The sequence below is a fragment of the Jidongwangia harbinensis genome (genome assembly GCF_020216025.1).
GTDB classification, from domain to species: domain Bacteria; phylum Actinomycetota; class Actinomycetes; order Mycobacteriales; family Micromonosporaceae; genus Actinoplanes; species Actinoplanes harbinensis.
On record NZ_JAIWNC010000001.1, the window covers coordinates 49,140 to 67,968 of the forward strand.

The window sequence follows — 18,829 nt, forward strand, 5'->3', positions numbered from 1 at the left end:
GGCCTGCGGGGCCCGCCGCCCCGGGCCGTGCGCCCCCGCCGGGGGCGGTGCCGCACGGGCCCGCCGGCGCTACGGCGCGAAGGACGTCAGCGTCGCGCCGGTCCGGCCGTACAACCGGCCGTGGGCCACCACCGGGGCGCCCTGCAACGCCGCGGTCTTCGTGGTCAGCTTGATCGGGCTGCCGGTGCCGGTCGCGAACGCGGCCAGCGGTCTGCCGTCGCCGCGCCAGCCGTAGACGACACCGCCGCCGAGCGTGAACTCGATCGGGCCGTGGTCGGCGAACGAGGCGCGCCAGGCCTTCTTCCCGGTCTTCGCGTCCACCGCGAGCACCCCGTCGTCGGAGAAGGTGTGCAGGTAGACCCGCTTGCCGTCGGTGGCGAAGCCGAACGTCGCGCCGTGGTCGGGGAAGGTCCCGAGCACCTTGCCGGTCAGCGCGTCGACGGTGCGGATGCGGTCGTCCGGGTCACAGCGGACGTAGAACCTGGCGCCGTCGGTGGACGCCCCGATCGGGGTGAAGCAGCCGTTACCGGCCGGCCACGCCGTCTTGCCGGTGGTGATGTCGATGGCGGTGGCCGGTCCGTCGTCTCCGAACACCACCATCCGGCCGCGGGCCGACACCGTCGCGCCGTGCACCGAGCCGACGCGGGACCAGACCGGTGCGCCGTCCGCGATCCGGTAGCCCCGCAGCACGTACTTGCTGATCGTGGCGTCCCAGGCGCCGCCCACCAGGATGCCGCGGTCGGCCAGCAGCCCGTACATCGGTGCGGCGATCTGCCGGGTGTAGCGGGTCTTGCCGGTCCTGGCGTCGAGCGCGATCAGGTACGCCTTGCCCGAGGTGCACTTCCGGTACTGGGCGATCAGCGTTCCGCCGACCACGGCGGCGAGATCGATGTCGCGGTTGCCGTCGACCGGGGTGCGCCACTTGAGGGCGCCGGTTCCGGCGTCGTACCCGCTGATCCGGTAGCCCTCGGCGGTGATCAGCCGGCGCGCGCCGACCAGCGGGACCGACGGCTCCGCGCACTTGACCGTGTGCATCGGAACCGTCCACCGCGGCGCGAGTTCGGCCGCGAGCGCCGGGGTCAGCCTGCTCTCCCCCGGGTTGAACGAGTCGCCGGTGGCGTGCGCGGCGGCCTGACCCCACTCGTCCGGGCTCTTGGCGGTGGCCGGGGCGGCCTCCGCGCCGACGCCCAGCACGGCGGCCACGGCGCACGACAGGACACGATGTTTCACGACGGCTCCCTCACTCCGGATCAGACAAGATCCAAATTAGGGCGGCGGAGCGTCGCTGCCGCACGCCATGCGGCGGGGGTCCCCCGGTCGGGTACCACTCGGCCGGGGTGCGGCGCCGGGCTCGGATCCGAATGGTGAAAATCGCACTTCCGTCCACCGTGCCCGGCGTGCTCGCCGCCGTTCGAGGGCTCCTGGTCCACGAGCCCGGGTCCGCCCGGTCGGCCACCGGCCACCTTCGCGCGGCGCACCAGATTCTCGGCCACATCCTGACGGCCGACCCGAGACCCCTGGGGGAACCGCGGGCACCGGCCCGCCGGCTGGCCGGGTGCTGCCGCCACTTCACCGTCCTCGCGGTCGCCGCGTTACGCGCGCACGGCATCCCGGCCCGGGCCCGCTGCGGCTTCGCCCGGTACTTCACCCCCGGCCGGTACGGCGATCACTGGGTGGTCGAGTACTGGAACGGGGTCACCTCGCGCTGCGCGGTGACCGCGGTCCCCGGCACCGCCGCCGACAGTCGTGCCCGCTACCGCACCAGGCGATTCCGCGTGCCGCCGCGGGTCTACAACGTCCTCCGGCAGGCCGACGAACCGGTCATCGAGACGGTCTGAGCGCCGCTGGACGATCTGCCGGCGGGCACACCGGCGGCCGGTGGGTCAGCCCGGTGCGGCGCAACCGGCGGACCCGGTCTCCATCCACGACGTGCCGCGGATCTCCACCGGCGACACCGTCCGGACCTGTTCGTCCACGGTCTCCACGTGGACGGACCCGGCGAGCGTCCGGGGCGGGTCCGCCGCGCAGGTCCACTCGACCACCACGTCGACAGGAACCGCCGTACCCGGATGGATCTGGCGTTCCGTCTCGGGGCTGCGTACGGTGACGCCCGGCTGGTCGACGCGGACGGCGCGGACGTCGACCGGTTCCGGTCCGGCATTCACGACCGTCACCTGCGCCGCGATGCGTACCCGCCGCGGCTCGGCGGGTCCCGTCCGCACCCCGGGTTCCGCGAACAGCAGCAGCGCGACCGCGGATCCGTCGGCCCGCTCCGCCTGTTCCACCGACGCCGCCAACGGCCGGTACCACCCGAGGTACATCGCGACGCCGCCCAGCACCGCGCCGGTCAGCAACGCCCCTGCCACAACCGTGGCCAGCGCCCGCGCGGTAGCGAGCCGGCGCCACCCGCCCGGCGAGGTTCGGTCCGCCGGGTACCGCGCCGGCCGGTCCAGATCGATCATCGCCCACTCCTTGATCGCGGCCGGCGTTCAGCGCACCCGTTCGGCCCGGAACTGCATGCGCGGCGCGGCGTAGAACTCCTGGGCCTGCACCAGTTGAAGCTCCCGTTCGCCGGACCGGTAGGTGGTCTCGATCAGATCGAAGACGCTGGAGGCGGTGCGTTCCAGCGCCACCGCGGCGTCGCCGGTCCCGACGTAGTGTGCGGTGAACAGCGCCGCCGTGACGTCACCGGACCCGTTCGCCTTGAACGGCAGGTGCGGGGTGCTGACCAGCCAGGCGCCGGTGCCGTCCACGACCAGCATCTCGATGACGTCGTCCGCCCGGTCGGGCCGCTCGACGCTGGTGACCAGCACGGTCGACGGGCCCATGGCGCGGGCCAGGTCGACCGAGGCGAGGGTCGACTCGATGCCGGCCGGCTCGGTGCCGGTCAGGAAACCGAGCTCGAACTGGTTCGGGGTGATGATGTCGGCCACCGGCACCACCCGGTCGCGGAGCAGGTCGGGGATCTCCGGTGCGACGAAACACCCGGATCTGGCGTTGCCCATCACCGGGTCGCAGGCATAGACGGCCGCGGGGTTGGCGGCCTTCACCCGGCGCACCGCGTCGATGATGACGTCGCCGATGCCCACCCCGCCCTGGTATCCGGACAGCACGACGTCGATCTGCGGGAACACGCCGCGCTCCTGCACACCGAGGAGGATCTCCGCCACGTCCGGTGGTGGGATGAGCGGCCCGCGCCAGGCGCCGTAGCCGGTGTGGTTGGAGAAGTTCACGGTCGGCACCGGGACGACCTCGACACCGATGCGCTGCAGCGGGAACACCGCCGCCGAGTTCCCGACGTGACCGTGGGCGACGGCCGACTGGATGGACAGAACCTTCATCGCCTCAGCCTAGAGAACCGGCGGCGGGCTGGTCCGGTCCGGCGGCCGGGCGGCGCGCCGCATAACGCGACTCGATGAACGGAATCGCCGCCATCCCGGTGAAGAAGAAGGCGAGCCCGATCGCGCCGATCCCGGCCACGTACACGATGAGGCTGGGGGCGACGGCCGCCGACAGGAACAGCAGCGCACCCAGCAGGTGCAGGGTGCTGACGGCGACCAGCGGCGGTACGGAGATGTGGTCCCGGATCTTCGGCAGGACCCGCAGGTCGCGGACGAACAGGTAGATGAAGGACGCGGCGATCAGCAGCACGCCGGTCCGGAACAGACCCTGGTTGAGGCCGCTGGGCGACGCCGGTGTCTGGTCGAAGCCGGTGGACGCCGCGATGAACCGCACCGCGAGGTACAGCGGGACGGTGAGGAACAGATTGTCCAGGACCACGTACCAGTAGCCGTACGGGGCGTCGAAACGCACATGCAGCACCAGCAGGCCGACGGTGGTGGCGAGCAACAGGCCGAACACCAGCGCCATGGTGCACACCGCGGCCCATACCTTGACATCGATGTGCCCCGGTGTCTTCACAATGGAGACGACCGCGCCCGACGATTTTTCCAGGATCAGCGCGATGACAAGCAGCATCGCCCAAGTGTTGATCTCTAAGGGCTTTGGCGGCCAGGGAATCTCTCCAGAGGAAGGCGATCGCGGGCAGAAATACCAGCAGGGCGGCCGGCAGCAGCCATATCTCCGCCAGCCTGCCGAGGTGGACCAGGGTCACAATGATCAGCGCCTCGCCGCCGGCGCCGAGAAGCGGAACAATGAGTGCCCGGCGGGCACCCCAGACGGTCGCCAGGGTACGGATGCCCGCCATTCGATCACCGTGTGCGTCCCGGACGTCCCAGGCGATCTCGATCGTGCACACCCCCCACGCCAGCGCGGTCACGGCCAGCACCAGTGGCAGCGCGCCGACGTCGGTCCCGGCCAGCACCGGATATCCCACCGTGGTGGCGGGCCAGACGACCGACGGCACGACGTTCTTCACGACGAAGACCTGTTTGAGCCGGACCCGGTGCCCCCCGGCCTCCAGGAACGGAAGCGAATAGAGGACACCGGCCAGCAGAATAATCGACAGTACGACGGTGGCGGCATAACTCATCAGGATGAGGGACGACAGAACGCTCGCCGTTATCGCGCCGATGCCGGCCCCCGTGACGAGTGGCCTGGCGGCCACCGTCTTGGCGTACCCGTCGGGGTCGTTTATCCGGTCTTCCGCTCCGTCGAACACGCGATTCAACTGATATACCCCGAATCCCGCCAGCAGGACCGGCGGCAATGCGCGCCACGACGGACTCGATTCGAAAAGTGCCGGCGGCCCGCCCACGATGATCAGCGCGGCGACCGGGAGAAGGTGAAGCCTGTTGCGGAGGAAATACTCGACGACGCCTCGCTGTCCGATCCCGTCCGGTGCCCTCGCCGGGCTTGGCGTGAACTTCGGCATGTTGCTCTCCGCGAACGGACACCAGACCCATTCCGAGGGCCGGCGCGCGCTCGGTGAATGGGAAAACGACGACCCATCATGCCACAGAGATCTCGTGATCAGCCGGAGCCCGTCCGGTGGGCTACTCGTACGAGATGGCCCGCAGCACGTTCACCCGCGCGGCCCGGATCGCCGGCAGCACCGCCGCCACGACACCGATCAGCCCGCCGAGCACCAGGTACGTTCCCATCGCCGCCCACGGCATCGCGAACGTCGACAGGCCACCGGACTCCAGCGTCTTCATCACCGCCGCCCCGAGTCCGCCGCCGAGCACGATGCCGAGCAGCGCACCGAACAGGGAGATGACGACCGCTTCCACGGTGACCATCCGCATGACCTGGCCGCGGCGCAGCCCGATCGCCCGCAGCAGCCCGATCTCCCGGGTCCGTTCCAGGACCGACAGGGCGAGCGTGTTGACGATGCCGAGCACCGCGATGAGTACCGCCAGCGCCAGCAGGATCTGCACCATCCGCAGCACCGAGTCGAGCTGCGCCGTCTGTTGCCCGACGAACGCGGACCGGTTCGAGACCGTCACCTCGGGACTGTCCGCGAGCAACGCGTCGACCTGCCGGCGGACCGCCTCGACGTCGGTGCCGTCGGCCACGTCCAGAAAGGCCCACGACGGCTGCGGGACCCGCAGCTCGCCGATCAGGTTCGGCGGCAGGATGAGCCCGTGGGTGGTCTGGCTGTCGGCGTAGATCCCGGCGATCGTCATGGTGCGCGGTTTGCCGCGGGCGAGCCGTACGTCGGTGGTCGATCCGACGCGGAGGTGGTGTCTCGTGGCGCGCGCCGCGTCGATGAGGACCTCGCCGGGACCGAGCGTCCCGATCGTGCCCTCGGCCGCGCGGAGATTGAACATCCGCGCGTACGCCGGCAGGTCGGAGATGATCGTGATGTTGTCCTCCTCGCCGAGGGTCTGTGCGACGTCGGTGTAGTCACCGGCGAGCCCGGTCACGCCGGGGATCTCCCTCGCCCGCTCGAGCACCGCCGGGTCGAAGGTCGGCGGGCGGCCGGCGGACGGGTCGCCGGAGATGATCAGCTCGGCGGACAGTTCCTTGTCGAACACCGAGGTGATGGTGGCCTCGATCGAGCTGACGATCGTGGTGACGCCGGTGATCAGCGCGACGCCGACCATCAGGGCCGCCGCGGTGATCGCGGTCCGGCGCGGGTTGCGCGCCGAGTTCAGCCGGCCGAGCTTGCCGGGAACGCTCCACGACAGAGCCCGCCCGATGACCCCCACGACCGGCCGGGCGAGGATCGGCGTCAGCAGCGCCACCCCCACGAAGGTCAGCAGGACACCGCCGAGGACGCTCACCACGGCGGTTCCGTCGTCGCCGGTCAGGCCGAGGACCAGCAGCACCCCACCGGCCACCGCGACCAGCGAGCCGGCGACCGTCAGCCTGGTCAGCGGGCGGTCCGGGGTGGCCGCCTCGCGCAGCGCCGCCATCGGCGGGATCCGCGAAGCCCGCACCGCCGGCAGCAGCGCCGCCACGACGGTGATCACCAGTCCGACCGAGAACGACGCGACCACGGCCGGGACCGGCACCGCCACGCTCGCCAGTTCCAGGTCGGCGCCGGTCCGGGTGCTGAACAGCCAGGCGAGCAGGTACCCCACCGCGACACCGGCCGCGAGCCCGAGGCCCGAGGCGAACAGCCCGATGAGGACCGCCTCGACCAGCACCGAGTTGCGCGTCTGCCGGCGGCTGGCCCCGAGCGCCCGCATCAGCGCCAGTTCCCGGGTCCGCTGCGCCACGAGGATCGAGAACGTGTTCAGGATCAGGAAGGTGCCCACGAACAGCGCCACCGAGGCGAAGCCCAGCAGCACCATGGTGAAGAAGCCGAGCGTGTCCTTGAACTCGTCCGTCTCCGCCTTCCGCAACTCCGCGCCGGTGCGCACCCGGAACGAGTCTCCGAGCGCCGTGCGTACCGCGTCGCGCACCTGCTCGGGCGTGGTCCCGGCGGCGGCTGTCACGTCGACGGCGGAGAACACCGCAGGCCTGCCCAGCATCAGCCGGGCGGCCTCCGACTCGTGGAACGACACCTCGTGGGCGCCGCCGAGGCTGTCCCGGCCGCCGCTGTACCCGGTGATCCCGACCAGCGTGAACACCTGCTTGGGCCGGGTCGTCAGCACGCCCACCCGATCGCCGACCCGGAGGCCGGCGGCCTCGGCGAGGCCGGCGTTCACCACGATCTCGCCGGCCCGGTCCGGGCCGCGCCCGGACCGCAACCGGACGAGGTCGTCCTCGCCGGTCCAGTTCGAGCCGAGGCGTGGCGCGTCGAAGCCCGCCACCACCTTCCCGTCGGCGCCGACGACGCGGGCGCCGTCGACGGAGACGACCCCGGTGGCGGACGCCACGCCGGACAGCCCGCGCACCTTCGCCAGCGTCCCGGCCGTGATCGCCGCCGGCCCGTCCGGACGGTCCGATCCGGACCCGGCCCGCACCTGCACGTCGGTGTTCTGGTGCACCGTCGCGAACAGGTTCTCGTACGACCGGCCGAGGGCGTCGGTGAGCACGAACGCCCCGGACACGAACATCACCCCGAGCACCACCGCCAGGCCGGACAGCACAAGCCGCAGCTTGCGCGACAGCACGCTCCTGAGCATCACCCGCACCATCGCTCAGACCCCCGCGTCCAGGCGCCGCATGGTGTCGAGCACGGAGTCGGCGGTGGGCGCGTGCAGTTCACTGACGAGCGCACCGTCCGCCAGAAAGACGACGCGGTCGGCGTAGGCGGCGGCGACCGGGTCGTGGGTGACCATGACGATGGTTTGCCCGAACCGGTGGACGGAGTCGCGCAGGAAGCCGAGGACCTCGGCACCGGAGCGGGAGTCGAGGCTGCCGGTGGGCTCGTCGGCGAAGATGACCTCGGGCCGGGCGACCAGGGCCCGGGCGCAGGCCACGCGCTGCTGCTGGCCGCCGGAGAGCTGGGCGGGCCGGTGCCGGAGCCGGTTCCGGAGTCCGACGGTGTCGACCACGGTGTCGAACCACGTCCGGTCCGGCCGGCGTCCGGCGATGGTCAGCGGAAGCGTGATGTTCTCCTCCGCGGTCAGCGTCGGCAGCAGGTTGAACTGCTGGAAGATGAACCCCACCTGGTCGCGGCGCACCCGGGTGAGCGCCTTGTCGCCGAGCCCGGTCACCTTCGTGCGACCGATGTGCACCGTGCCGCGGCTGACCGAGTCCAGCCCGGCCAGGCAGTGCATGAGGGTCGACTTGCCGGAGCCGGACGGGCCCATGATGGCGGTGAACGCGCCCCGTTCCAGCGACACGCTCACCCCGCGCAGCGCGGTCACCTCGGCCTCGCCGCTGCCGTACACCTTCCATACCTGATCCGCACGGGCGGCGACCGGCGCGGCCTGCCCCGTGGCGTGTCCCGACGTCGCTGTCAGCGTCACCGTCTGCTCCTTCGGCCCTCTGCCGTCTCGGGCCGCCGTTGATCTCCGGCGGCCCGCTGTCCTGGCAGAACGCTAGTGATCCGGCCGGGCGATCTTGATCCTGGCAACTGGCCGGTTGACGGTTCCGTCAGCCGCAGCCCGGTAGGTGGTGCTAGCCATACCCCTGCGGTTCAACGGGCCGGCCGGAGCGTGGGACGGTAGACGAGTTCCTGGATGTGACCGTCGAGTGTGCGGCTCTCGAGCAGTTCGAGGTCGAAGTCGGCCGCACCGGCGAAGACCGGGCTGGTCCCGGTCCGTCCGGAGACGACCGGGAAGATCGTCACCTGGACGCGGTCGACCAGGCCGGCGGCCATCAGTGCCCGGTTCAGCGACAGGCTGGCCGGCGACCGCAACGGCACGTCCGACTCCTGCTTGAGCCGGGTGACGATGTCCGCCGCGTCACCGCTGACGATGGTCGCGTCCGGCCAGCCGAGGGTGTCGCCCAGCGTGGACGAGATCACCGTCGCCGGCATCCGCATCGTCCGGACGTTCCACTCGTCGAGCGCGTGCGGATCGATGCCCGAGGACATGATCGCGGCGGTCTCCCGGAACGTGGTGGCCCCGAAGACCATCCGCTGCCGGGTGTCGAACAGCGCGGCGCGGTGCGCGAGGAGTTCCGGGCCCTGCCTGCTCCAGTAGCCGCCCCAGTCGGCGCCCTCGGCGTACGAGCCGTAACCGTCGAGCGTGGCGAAGACGTCCCAGGTGTAGACGGCGGTCATGTCGACATCCCTTCCCGATCCGGGCGGCCCCTCCGGCCGGCCCGCGCACCTACCCCACGATCGGCCCGCCCCGGATCCGACACCGGGCCGGCCGGAATCCGGGAGATCCGGATGGGCGCCGCCCGCTGCCGGTGACGCCCGGCGTGGCGCCGGGCCGATCGACTGTGCTCGAATGGCCCGGTGATCGAGTGGGAGTTCCGCGCCGCGGACCTGGCCGGCCTACGGTTCGCGCACTCGCCGATGGCCGAGGTGGCGGCCAGTGCCTTCGCGCTGCGCGGCGGCTCCGCCGGTTGGCTGCCGGCGTCGTGGCGGTCCCGGGTGACCACGTCCCTGCCCGCCCGGCCCACGTTCCGGGCGGTGCTGCTCGGCCCGCGCGGATACCTGCCGGACTTCCTCACGCCGGTGCCGCGCACCGCCCGCCCGACGCTCGCCGACGAGCTGGCCGAGGTCGCCGCCACCCCGCTCGACCAGGTCGCGGAGGAGGTCCTCGCCGGCTGGGCCGGGCACGACGCGCCGCCGGAGATCGACCGGTTCGCCCGCGACCCGCGCAACGGGCTCGCGGACCTCCTCGACGAGATCCGCGGGTACTTCACCGTCGCGGTCAGGCCGCTCTGGCCGCGGCTGCGCGCGGCCGCGGACGCCGAGATCGCCACCCGCGCCCGCGCGGCGTCCGAGCGCGGCGCCCGGATGCTGGTCCACGGCCTGCACACGAAGGTGGACTGGGACGGGTCCGCGCTGCTCCTGCGTTACCCGGACAAGCAGGGACGGTGGACTCTCGACGGCCACGACCTGACCCTGCTGCCCACCGGTTTCGCCGGCACCGAGGTGTACGCGCTGACCGGCTCACCGACCGGCCGCAGCCTCTGGTACGCGCCCCGGGGCTTCGGCAACCTGTGGACCCCGGACGGAGCGGACCGGCCGCTGTCCGCACTGCTCGGCCCGACCAGGGCCGCGGTCCTGGAACTTCTCGCCGCACCGCACTGCACCCGCGACGTCGCCGAGCGCCTGGGACTGGCCGCCGGAACGGCGTCACACCACTTGACGACGCTGCGCGACGCCGGGCTGGCGGCCACCGAACGCGCCGGGCGGCGGCTGCTCTACCAGCGCACCCGGCTGGGCGACCAGCTCGCCGAGGCCGACGCCCACCCGGATGCGGGCGGCCCGGCGGGTGAGTCGTCAGCCGCCGCAGGATGAGTAGTGCTTCTGACCCGTGTAGTCGTAGATCACCCAGCCGTCGCCGGTCTTCTGCAGTTCCAGCGTGCCCAGGTCGTTCGGGTCGAACCGGAGCGTGCTCCGGCTCCCGTCGGCCCGGGTCCAGCCCTCACCGCAGTAGCCGCTGACCTCCGCGGTGTCACCGTCGATCTCGAGGCCGGACGGGACCATCTCCCGGAAAGCCTTCTTGTCGGTGATCCGGCTGGACAGGCTGCTGACCGCGGTCTCGCAGTCCTTCGCGTCGTTGTCCGGTCCGAACTTCTCCCGGGCCGCGACGATCATCGACGCGCAGGCCTGCTCGCCCTTGTCGTCGGCGATGTAGCCGATGAGGCGGGTCAGCGCCTCCTGCGGGGTGGCGGCGGGCTCGGGATCAGCGTTGTCACCGCACGCGGCCAGCACGACTCCGAGCGCAACCGGGACGACCATGGCAGCACGAATTCGCATACTTCTCCCCGTCGATCACAGCGAACCGAAGGCAGTATGCCGAGACCGTCCACTCTGCACAACCGGGTTCAGCCCCTCGGTGCCGAGCCGACCGCGCACAGCGCACCCAGGCCCAGGACGGCCGGGATCAACAGCAGCACGCCGCTGAACGCCAGGACCAGGGCGGTGAAGGCGAGCCCGGCGAGGGCGCCGTACCAGAGGACGGAACGACCCGGCAGCAGCCGGAGCGCGGCGGCCATGCCGGCGCAGGAGACCGCCGCGAGGCAGGCGGAGGTGACCCGCATCAGGCCGTCCAGGCCGATCCCGAACACGGCCGCACCGACGACGGCGACCGCGCACAGCACCATCTGGACGGTGAGGCTGCGCCGGGGTACGCCGCCCGGGGTGCCGCCCTTCGCCAGTGCCCGCGGCAGCGCCCCGTCCCGGGCCAGCGCCGCCCCCAGCCGGGCGCCGCCGGCGAGGTAGGTGTTCACCGCGATGAAGCTGAGAAAGACCGCCGCGACGGCGGTGACCGTCCGGCCGCCCGCGCCGAACGCGGTTTCCAGCAACCGGCTCAACGGCACCGGCGTGGTGCCGGCGGCGGCACCGAGGACGCCGATGGTGGTGACCGCGAGCGACAGGTAGAGCACCGACACGACGGCCAGCGTCAGTCCGGTGGCCCGGGGCAGGTGGCGGCGCGGGTCGCGGAACTCGGCCGAGAGGTGGCTGGCCGCCTCCCAGCCGGAGACGGCGTAGAACAGCACGCCGGCGGCGGTGCCGACGGCCATCCAGCCGTGCGGTGCGAACGGGGTGAAGTTCACCGGGCGGCCGGCCGGCGCGGCCACGATCATCGTGACCAGCAGCAGGACGGCCAGCACGCCGACCGTCCCGAGTTGTACGCGGCCGCTCAGGCGCAGGCCGACGTGGTTGACGCCGAACGCCGCGGCGAGGATCGCCACCCCGATCCACACCGCGGTGGTACGGCCGGCGCCGAGCGCCGCCGCGACGTACTCACCGCCCACCAGCGCCCCGGCCAGCACCCCGACCGGCACGGCGAAGAAGAACCACCAGCCGACCGGGGCCGCGAGACGGCGGCCGAAGGCGCGGGCGACGAAGGTGGCGACGCCGCCGCCGTCGGGATGGCGGGCGCCGAGCGCCGCGAAGGTGGCGGCCACCGGCACGCTGAAGACCAGCAGCACGGCCCACGCCAGGATCGAGGCCGGTCCGGCCGCCTTCGCCGCGAGGGCGGGAAGCACCATCACCCCGGGGCCGAGTACCGCTCCGACGAGGAGGGCGGTGCCCTCCCCCAGCCCCAGGCGGTGTGCTCCGGCAGGACGTCGGGCCGCCGGTCGTACGCGATCTGTCTGAGTGGACATGGCGGCGAAATCTAGCCGGATGGACGGACTCCGCCGCGCGATTCTGAACCTCGTTCGGCGGATTCGCCGTAACGCCGTTCCCGGCCGAACGTCGTTCGGCGGCTCGCCAGGTTCCGCAATCAACCGCGGTCTTGCCGCAAGATTCCGCCGATCTTGTCCGGCCCGAGCGGGCAAGAGGTCGGGTGCGGCCGTCCGGCTGCCGGCTCATCCGGGCCGACCCTGCGAAGCCCGAAGGAGAAAGAGTGTCCGACTCACGGATCGCCCTCGTCACCGGAGGCTCCGGTGGCATCGGCCGCGCGGTGGCGAACCGGCTCGCCGCGGACGGCATGGCGTGCAACGGAGGCGTCGTCTGATGAGCAGAACCGTCCTCGTCACCGGCGCGTCGAGCGACCTCCGGTTGCCGGGCCGGACCGGTCAGAAGTGCGGCGCGTGCCTGCCCAGGAACGTACGGATCAGGGCGGCGACCTCCTCACCCGCGCTCTCCAGCAGGAAGTGGCCGCCGTCCAGCAGATGCACCTCGGCGTTGCCGGTGTCGCGGGCGAACGCCCGCGCGCCGTCCGGGCCGAAGATCGGATCGTGGCGGCCCCACACCGCCAGCACCGGCACCTGCCGCTCGCGCAGCCAGGCGTGCAGCGCCGGGTAGAGCGGCGGATTGGTCGCGTAGTCGCGGAACAGCGTGAGCTGGACCTCGGCGTTGCCCGGACGCGACACCAGCGCGTGGTCGTGGTGCCAGGTGTCCGGGCTGACCAGGCTCTCGTCCGGCACGCCGGCGGTGTACTGCCAGCGGATCGCGTCCAGCGTCAGCGCGGCCCGCATCGTCGCCTCCAGCTCCGGCGTCGGCTTCTCCTGGTACGCGCGGATGTCGCGCCAGAAGTCCTCGACGAAACCCTCGTCGTACCCGTTGCCGCTCTGGCTGATGACCGCGGTGACCGCGGCCGGGTGGCGCAGCGCCAGCCGCCAGCCGACCGGCGCACCGTAGTCCTGGACGTAGATCGCGTACCGCGCCACGCCCAGCCGCGCCAGCAGTGCCGCGGTCAGCTCCGCGAGGGCGTCGAACGTGTAGTCGAACGCCTCGACCGGCGGGGCGTCGGACAGCCCGAAGCCCAGGAAGTCCGGCGCGATCACGCGATAGCGGCCGGCCAGCCGCGGAATCAGGTCGCGGAACATGAACGAGCTGGTCGGGAAGCCGTGCAGCAGCACGACCGCCGGCGCGTCGGCCGGCCCCGCCTCCCGGTAGAAGATCTGCTGCCGGTCGACGGTGGCGTAGCGGTGATGGACGGCGCTCATTCCTCTAACCTCCGTAACTATTTTTGATGGTTAGAGTCGACCAGGCGTCGGGTAACCTGTCAAGAAGCTTTTGGAGGTTAGGCGATGGTCGGGCAGTCATCCCGGGACGAGGCGTATCTGCTCGCGCTGCTGAACACGACGCCGACGGTCGACGGCGCCCGCCGGGACCAGCTGGCGGACGACGGCGCGGTGCGCGACTGGGTGCGCCGGCACCTGACCGATCCGCCCTCCCGCGTCGATCCCGGCCTGCTGCGCGCCACCCGGGACGCGCTGCAGCACACCGTGCGGGCGACCGGCGAACCGGACGCCCTCGCCGCCGCGCTCGCCGGAATCAGCGCCCGGCCGGCGCTCGCCGGCGGCGCCGTGACCTGGACCCTGACCGGGCCCGCCGAGCGGATGCCGGCGGCCCGCGCGGTCCTCGCCTGGGACGCGCTGGCGGCCGGCCCGCCCGGGCGCCTGCGGGCCTGCGCGAACGACGAGTGCAGCCTGTTCCTGGTCGATCACTCCAAGAGCAACAACGCCCGCTGGTGCTCGATGGCCGTCTGCGGCAACCGGATGAAGGCCCGCCGCCACTACACCCGGCGGGCGGCCCAGGGGTGACCGCGCCGGCGCTCCGGCCGGACGACCTCGCCGGTGCGCCCGGTCACGGTCGCGGCCGGGCCGGCACCAGCGCCGCTCCCAGCACGAGGTAGCCGATCATGAACGGGTAGATGATGCCCCGCTCGGCGAGGCCGATCAGGGCGCCCTCCGACGCGACGACGGCCATGAAGACGGCCAGCGAGCCGAAGCCCAGCAGTCCCAGCCCCACCAGGACCCGCCCCCGGGTGCGGGAGACGCCGAGGAAGCGGTGCGCCCGGCCGGCCAGGATCGCCAGCACGTTGCCGCCGGTGAACGCCGTGAAGGCGCCCAGAGCGTGAAAATCGACCGGGCCGCCACCGGACTCGCCGGAGCCGGGGAACAGCGCCACCAGGGTGATGCCGGCCGCCAGCAACGTGGCCGTCCCGGCCAGCGCCCAGCGACGCCCGGCCGGCAGTCCCCGCAGCATCAGCACCCCGGCCAGCACGGCGATGCCGAACAGCACCAGCCCGGTGTTCATCACCCAGGCCAGCGGCGAGTACATGAACTGCCCGAACGCGGTGGCGGGGCCGTGCACCCCGAGGTTGCTGATGAAGTGGTACGTGTAGCTGTAGGGCGGATCCGTCCAGGCCGCCGCGGTGATGAACTCGGCGGCGAAGTAGATGGCGGCGGCGGCCATGAGCGCCACTCCCGCTCCACGATTCCGCGGGACCGGGGACGGTTCGGGCCTGACGTCGTTCACGTTTCCTCCGGTGGTGGTGTCGTCCGGACCCGCGATCGCGGCCCGGCATGCGAAGACTGCGGCGGGCCGCTGACACGGCACCAACACCGCGCTGGTACGGCCACCCGATTTGGGCCCTGCGGGTGCGCGCGCGAAGATCAGGCCATGGACGGGGGTGCACGGTTGCGCGTCACGCTGCTCGGGGAGTTCGAGGTGACCCGGGACGGCGCCGCCCTGCCCGTGCCGGGCACCCGTTTGCAGGGCCTGCTCGTCCGGCTGGCGCTGGCCGGCGGGCGCGCGGTCGAGCCGGGCGTGCTGGTCGACGCGATCTGGGCCGAGGACCCGCCGGCCGGTCCCGGGCCCGCCCTGCAGACCCTGGTCTCCCGGCTGCGCCGCGCCCTCACCGCGACCGGCCCGGCCGACGGCGTGGTCGCCCAGGTGGTGGGCGGCTACCGGCTCGCGGTGGACCCGGACGACGTGGACGCGCTGCGTTTCGAGCGGCTCGCCGCGGCCGGCCGGGAGCGGCTGCGGGCCGGCGACCCGGACGCCGCGAACGCCGCGCTCGCCGGGGCGGTGGCGTTGTGGGGCGCCCGGCCCGGAGCGGAACCCGCGGTCGTCGCCGCGGTCGCGCCGACGGTCGCGGCGCGGCTGGCGCAGCTGTCGGTCGGGGCGGTCGCCGACCTCGCCGACGCCGAGTTGTCGCTGGGGCACATCGAGGCCGCCGCCGCCCGGCTGACCGGGTTGCTGGCCGAACGGCCGGTCGAGGAGCGGGCCGCCGCGCTGTTGATCGACGCGCTCACCGCCGCCGGGCGGGAGGCCGAGGGGCTGGCCGTCTACGAGCGGGTCCGCGCGTCCCTGGCCGACGTCCTCGGCGCCGACCCGGGCACCGCCCTGCGGGAACGCCATCGGCGCCTGCTCGGCCCGGCCCGAACCGCCCCCGCGCCGGGCGCTCCGGCAGCCGGCACTCCGGCAGCCGGCACTCCGGCAGCGGCTGCTCCGGCAGCCGGCACTCCGGCAGCGGGCGCTCCGGCCGGGCACGAATGGCAGCCGGCGCCCGGACCCGGCCGCAACCGGACGGCCGGCCCGCCCGGGGAACGGCAGCCCACCGGCGGCCCCGGTCGCATCCACCCGGCCGGCCTGCCCGCGCCGGTGACCGGCCTGATCGGCCGCGACGACGAACTCGCCCGGATCGGCGCCCTGTTCGCCACCGGCCGCCTGGTCACCGTCCTCGGCCCGGGCGGCGCCGGCAAGACCCGCCTCGCGGTCGAGGCCGCCCGCCGCCACCACCCCGACCACCGCGACGGCGCCTGGCTCGTCGATCTCGCGTCCGTCACCGATGCGGCGAAGGTGGCCTCGGCCGTGCTCGCCGGCATCGGGCTGCGCCGCGGCGCGCTGCTCGACGCGCCCCGGCCGGCCGGGCAGGACGACCGGGACGTCCTCGCCGGCGAACTCGGCGGCCGGGAGTGCCTCCTGGTGCTCGACAACTGCGAGCACCTGATCGACGCCGTCGCCCATCTGGTCGCCGGTCTGCTGCCGCGCTGCCCCGGGCTGCGTGTCCTGGCCACCAGCCGGGAACCCCTCGCGGTCGGCGGCGAGGCGCTGGTCCCGCTGGGCCCGCTGGCGCTGCCCGGTCCGGACGACGGTGTCGGCCAGGCCCGCGAGACCGCCTCGGTGCGCCTGTTCACCGAGCGGGCCGCCGCCGTCCGACCCGGTTTCGACGTCGACGGGACCACCCTGCCGGACATCGTGCGGGTGGTGCGCGGGCTGGACGGCCTGCCGCTGGCCCTGGAGCTGGCCGCCGCCCGGTTGCGTACCCTGGCGCTGCCCGACCTGGCCGCCGGGCTCGCCGACCGGTTCCGGTTGCTCAGCACCGGCAGCCGGACCGCAGCGCCCCGGCACCGCACCCTGAGCGCGGTGATCGCGTGGAGCTGGGACCTGCTCGACCAGCGTGAGCGCACCGTCGCGGAACGGATCTCGGTGCTGCCCGGCGGTGTCACCCCGGCCTCGGCCGCCGCCGTCTGCGCCGGCACCGCGGTGCCCGCGAGCGAGATCCCCGACCTGCTCGCCGCGCTGGTCGACCGGTCGCTGCTGCAGCTCGCGCCCGGCACCGGCCGCTACCGCATGCTGGAGACCATCCGGGAGTACGGCGCCGCCCGCCTGGCCGGCACCGGCGCCCTCGGCGTGGCCCGCGACCTGGCCGCCGCCCACGTCACCGAGCTGATCGCCGGGTACGACCCGCAGCTGCGCGGGCCCGGCCAGCTGGCGGCCATGCGGGCCATCGGCGCCGAGTACGACAACACCCTCGCCGCCCTGCGCCACCGCTGCGACACCCACGACGCCGCCGGTGCGGTCGCCCTCGCCCTGGCCCTGACCTGGTACTGGCAGATGTCCGGCCGGGAGCCGGACGGCGCCGCCTGGCTGGACACCGCGCTGGCGGTGCCGGGCGGCGGGCCGGCACCGGAGCGCGACTGCGCCCGAGCCGTGCACCTGCTGACCCGCACGGACAACTCGTCGGGGATCGCCGCCGGGCCGGCCGCGGCCGACCGGGCCGAGATGCGCGAGCTGGCCGGCCGGCTGCTCGCCCGTCCGGAGCTGCCGGCCCAGTACCGCGTGTTCGGTCCGGTGCTGCTCTTCCTGCTGGACCCGGCGGAGGCGCACGCCCCCTTCCGGAGCCTGGCCGGCGGCGACGACGGGTGGCTGGCCGGGCTGGCCCACATGTTCCTGGCCGAGATCGCCGGGAACGCGGGTGCGCTGGGGCCGATGCGCGCGCACGTGGAGGCGTCTCTGGCCCGCTTCCGGCAGGCCGGCGACCACTGGGGCCGGGCGGCCACCCTGGCGATGCGCGCCCAGCTGCGGCGGTACGACGACCTCGACGGCGCGCTGGACGACCTGCGGGCGGCCCGGGCGCTGGCCGACGAGTTCGGCACGCCCAGCCTCGGCGACCAGCTCCACCAGGACCTGCGCTGGGTCGACGTGCACCTGCGGCGCGGCGAGACCGGCCAGGCGATGGCCATGCTCGACGCCGCCCGGGAACGCGCCCCGCACGCCTCCGCGACGGAGATGCTGATCCTGATCGACACGTGGGAGGCCGGGCTCCGGATCCGGCTCGGCGACCTGGACCGGGCGGGCGACCTGCTCGGCGCCGCGGAACGGGCACTGGCCGACGGCGCCGCGGACGCCGCTCGGCCGTTGGTCGCCGGCGCCCGGGCGGCGCTCTGCCTGGCGCGGGACGACCCGCCGGGCGCGGACCGGGCGCTGCGGGCGGCGTACGCGGCCGCCCGGGCCACCCGGGAACTGCCGGTCCTGGCACCGGTGGCCGTGCACGCGGCCGCGCTCGCCGCGGCCCGCGGCCGGCCACCCGACGCGGCCGTGCTGCTCGGCACCGCCGCCCGGCTGCGGGGCACGCACGACCACACCGATCCGCAGGTCCGCGAACTCACCCGCCGGTGCCGGGCCGCGCTGGGCCCCGAGGCGTTCGCCGCGGCGTACGCCGGCGGCTGGGACCTGGACCCGGAGGCGGCCGTGACCGCGGCCGACCCGGCCGGGCCGCTCACCGCCGGCGGCTGACCGCCGGGTACGCCGTCAGCCGGGCCTGCCGACGGCGCGCAGGGCGATGTCGACGGAAGCCTGCAGTTCCTCGCAGCTCGCGCCGGCCGCGGCGTGGACGGCGTGGCCTTCGCTGAGCGTCATCACGAACCGGGCCAGTGCCCGGGCGTCCACGCCGTCCGGCAGGTCGCCCTCCGCCGCCGCCCGGTGCAGCCGTTCCTCCAGGGCCTGCTCGGTGGCGGCCCGGCCGGCGGCCAGCACCTCCGCGACGTGGGTGTTCTCCGGCGAGCAGGCCAGTCCGCCCTGGATGGACAGGCAGCCCCGGGGGTGGTCGCCGGTGGTGAGGCCGTTGGCGCTGGAACGCAGGAAGACCTCGATGGCGGCGTACGCGGTGGGCTGGTCGAGTGCGGCGCGGGCGTCGGCCACCTTGGTCTCGTGGTATCGGGCGAAGGCCCGCCGGAACAGTTCCTCCTTGCTGCCGAACGCGGCGTACAGGCTCGGCCGGTTGATGCCCATCGCAGCGGTCAGGACGTTCAGCGACGCCCCCTCGTAGCCGTGTCGCCAGAAGACCTCGGTGGCGCGGTCGAGGACCACCGCCTCGTCGAAGGCCCGCGGTCGTCCGATGGCCGGCGTCTCCCTGCTCATGAGGCAACTCTACCGCTC

The 18,829-nt window shown here is 73.6% G+C and carries 16 protein-coding genes and 1 pseudogene; 4 read left to right on the plus strand and 13 right to left on the minus strand.

Annotation, left to right across the window (positions count from 1 at the left end):
• Nucleotides 1-69: 69 nt before the first annotated feature.
• Nucleotides 70-1,230 (minus strand): outer membrane protein assembly factor BamB family protein, encoded by a 1,161-nt coding sequence (locus tag LDL48_RS00210; protein WP_225252865.1) that lies wholly within the window; start codon nucleotides 1,228-1,230, stop codon nucleotides 70-72.
• Between the two features lie 134 nt (nucleotides 1,231-1,364).
• Here LDL48_RS00210 and LDL48_RS00215 point away from each other — a divergent pair, with 134 nt between their 5' ends.
• Nucleotides 1,365-1,838, plus strand: coding sequence for a transglutaminase-like domain-containing protein (locus tag LDL48_RS00215; RefSeq protein ID WP_225252866.1), 474 nt, complete (start codon nucleotides 1,365-1,367; stop codon nucleotides 1,836-1,838).
• A gap of 45 nt (nucleotides 1,839-1,883) precedes the next feature.
• Here the strand turns inward: LDL48_RS00215 and LDL48_RS00220 are convergent, their stop codons facing one another.
• The 7 genes and pseudogenes from LDL48_RS00220 to LDL48_RS00250 form a co-directional block, all read right to left on the minus strand.
• Complete coding sequence (locus LDL48_RS00220) at nucleotides 1,884-2,462, minus strand: hypothetical protein (RefSeq protein ID WP_225252867.1); 579 nt, start codon at nucleotides 2,460-2,462, stop codon at nucleotides 1,884-1,886.
• A 27-nt stretch (nucleotides 2,463-2,489) separates the two neighbouring features.
• Entirely contained in the window at nucleotides 2,490-3,341 is an 852-nt protein-coding gene (gene pdxY / locus LDL48_RS00225; RefSeq protein WP_225252868.1) for a pyridoxal kinase PdxY, read from the minus strand.
• A gap of 4 nt (nucleotides 3,342-3,345) precedes the next feature.
• Nucleotides 3,346-3,978 carry a hypothetical protein gene (locus LDL48_RS00230; RefSeq protein ID WP_225253321.1) on the minus strand — a complete coding sequence of 211 codons (633 nt, stop codon included), beginning with the start codon at nucleotides 3,976-3,978 and terminating at the stop codon, nucleotides 3,346-3,348.
• 94 nt (nucleotides 3,979-4,072) lie between these two features.
• Nucleotides 4,073-4,834 (minus strand): annotated as a pseudogene (locus tag LDL48_RS44945) (UbiA family prenyltransferase); the annotation flags it as partial.
• A gap of 121 nt (nucleotides 4,835-4,955) precedes the next feature.
• Nucleotides 4,956-7,490 carry an ABC transporter permease gene (locus LDL48_RS00240; protein WP_225252869.1) on the minus strand — a complete coding sequence of 845 codons (2,535 nt, stop codon included), beginning with the start codon at nucleotides 7,488-7,490 and terminating at the stop codon, nucleotides 4,956-4,958.
• Nucleotides 7,491-7,493: 3 nt separating this feature from the next.
• Nucleotides 7,494-8,261, minus strand: coding sequence for an ABC transporter ATP-binding protein (locus tag LDL48_RS00245; protein WP_225253308.1), 768 nt, complete (start codon nucleotides 8,259-8,261; stop codon nucleotides 7,494-7,496).
• 176 nt (nucleotides 8,262-8,437) lie between these two features.
• Complete coding sequence (locus LDL48_RS00250; protein WP_225252870.1) at nucleotides 8,438-9,025, minus strand: dihydrofolate reductase family protein; 588 nt, start codon at nucleotides 9,023-9,025, stop codon at nucleotides 8,438-8,440.
• A gap of 180 nt (nucleotides 9,026-9,205) precedes the next feature.
• Between LDL48_RS00250 and LDL48_RS44345 the strand changes: the two genes are divergently transcribed.
• Nucleotides 9,206-10,219, plus strand: a complete 1,014-nt coding sequence (locus tag LDL48_RS44345) for a winged helix-turn-helix domain-containing protein (protein ID WP_225252871.1) — start codon at nucleotides 9,206-9,208, stop codon at nucleotides 10,217-10,219.
• Here the strand turns inward: LDL48_RS44345 and LDL48_RS00260 are convergent.
• From LDL48_RS00260 to LDL48_RS00270, 3 genes are all read right to left on the minus strand, one after another.
• Entirely contained in the window at nucleotides 10,202-10,681 is a 480-nt protein-coding gene (locus tag LDL48_RS00260; protein WP_225252872.1) for a hypothetical protein, read from the minus strand. The two genes, LDL48_RS44345 and LDL48_RS00260, sit on opposite strands and share 18 nt — an antisense overlap.
• A gap of 68 nt (nucleotides 10,682-10,749) precedes the next feature.
• Nucleotides 10,750-12,036: an APC family permease gene (locus LDL48_RS00265; protein ID WP_225252873.1), complete on the minus strand. Its 1,287-nt coding sequence runs from the start codon at nucleotides 12,034-12,036 to the stop codon at nucleotides 10,750-10,752.
• Nucleotides 12,037-12,450: 414 nt separating this feature from the next.
• Nucleotides 12,451-13,323, minus strand: coding sequence for an alpha/beta fold hydrolase (locus tag LDL48_RS00270; protein ID WP_225252874.1), 873 nt, complete (start codon nucleotides 13,321-13,323; stop codon nucleotides 12,451-12,453).
• A gap of 84 nt (nucleotides 13,324-13,407) precedes the next feature.
• On the opposite strand from LDL48_RS00270, the gene LDL48_RS00275 reads away from it, so the two are divergent.
• A complete protein-coding gene (locus tag LDL48_RS00275) occupies nucleotides 13,408-13,923 on the plus strand; it encodes a CGNR zinc finger domain-containing protein (protein ID WP_225252875.1) in 516 nt (171 codons plus the stop codon).
• Nucleotides 13,924-13,966: 43 nt separating this feature from the next.
• Here LDL48_RS00275 and LDL48_RS00280 read toward each other — a convergent pair whose 3' ends face one another.
• Entirely contained in the window at nucleotides 13,967-14,578 is a 612-nt protein-coding gene (locus LDL48_RS00280; protein WP_225253309.1) for a DUF998 domain-containing protein, read from the minus strand.
• Nucleotides 14,579-14,785: 207 nt separating this feature from the next.
• On the opposite strand from LDL48_RS00280, the gene LDL48_RS00285 reads away from it, so the two are divergent.
• Nucleotides 14,786-18,187 carry an AfsR/SARP family transcriptional regulator gene (locus tag LDL48_RS00285; RefSeq protein ID WP_225252876.1) on the plus strand — a complete coding sequence of 1,134 codons (3,402 nt, stop codon included), beginning with the start codon at nucleotides 14,786-14,788 and terminating at the stop codon, nucleotides 18,185-18,187.
• 15 nt (nucleotides 18,188-18,202) lie between these two features.
• On the opposite strand, the gene LDL48_RS00290 is transcribed toward LDL48_RS00285, so the two are convergent.
• Nucleotides 18,203-18,811, minus strand: coding sequence for a TetR/AcrR family transcriptional regulator (locus tag LDL48_RS00290; RefSeq protein ID WP_225252877.1), 609 nt, complete (start codon nucleotides 18,809-18,811; stop codon nucleotides 18,203-18,205).
• Nucleotides 18,812-18,829 lie beyond the last annotated feature (18 nt).

Bases quoted from the DNA above. Each gene is read 5' to 3' on its own strand.
- LDL48_RS00220 (WP_225252867.1), bottom strand. From the start codon at position 2,462: ATGATCGATCTGGACCGGCCGGCGCGGTACCCGGCGGACCGAACCTCG.
- pdxY (WP_225252868.1), bottom strand. From the start codon at position 3,341: ATGAAGGTTCTGTCCATCCAGTCGGCCGTCGCCCACGGTCACGTCGGG.
- LDL48_RS00230 (WP_225253321.1), bottom strand. From the start codon at position 3,978: ATGCTGCTTGTCATCGCGCTGATCCTGGAAAAATCGTCGGGCGCGGTC.
- LDL48_RS00240 (WP_225252869.1), bottom strand. From the start codon at position 7,490: ATGGTGCGGGTGATGCTCAGGAGCGTGCTGTCGCGCAAGCTGCGGCTT.
- LDL48_RS00250 (WP_225252870.1), bottom strand. From the start codon at position 9,025: ATGACCGCCGTCTACACCTGGGACGTCTTCGCCACGCTCGACGGTTAC.
- LDL48_RS00260 (WP_225252872.1), bottom strand. From the start codon at position 10,681: ATGCGAATTCGTGCTGCCATGGTCGTCCCGGTTGCGCTCGGAGTCGTG.
- LDL48_RS00265 (WP_225252873.1), bottom strand. From the start codon at position 12,036: ATGTCCACTCAGACAGATCGCGTACGACCGGCGGCCCGACGTCCTGCC.
- LDL48_RS00270 (WP_225252874.1), bottom strand. From the start codon at position 13,323: ATGAGCGCCGTCCATCACCGCTACGCCACCGTCGACCGGCAGCAGATC.
- LDL48_RS00275 (WP_225252875.1), top strand. From the start codon at position 13,408: ATGGTCGGGCAGTCATCCCGGGACGAGGCGTATCTGCTCGCGCTGCTG.
- LDL48_RS00280 (WP_225253309.1), bottom strand. From the start codon at position 14,578: ATGGCCGCCGCCGCCATCTACTTCGCCGCCGAGTTCATCACCGCGGCG.
- LDL48_RS00285 (WP_225252876.1), top strand. From the start codon at position 14,786: ATGGACGGGGGTGCACGGTTGCGCGTCACGCTGCTCGGGGAGTTCGAG.
- LDL48_RS00290 (WP_225252877.1), bottom strand. From the start codon at position 18,811: ATGAGCAGGGAGACGCCGGCCATCGGACGACCGCGGGCCTTCGACGAG.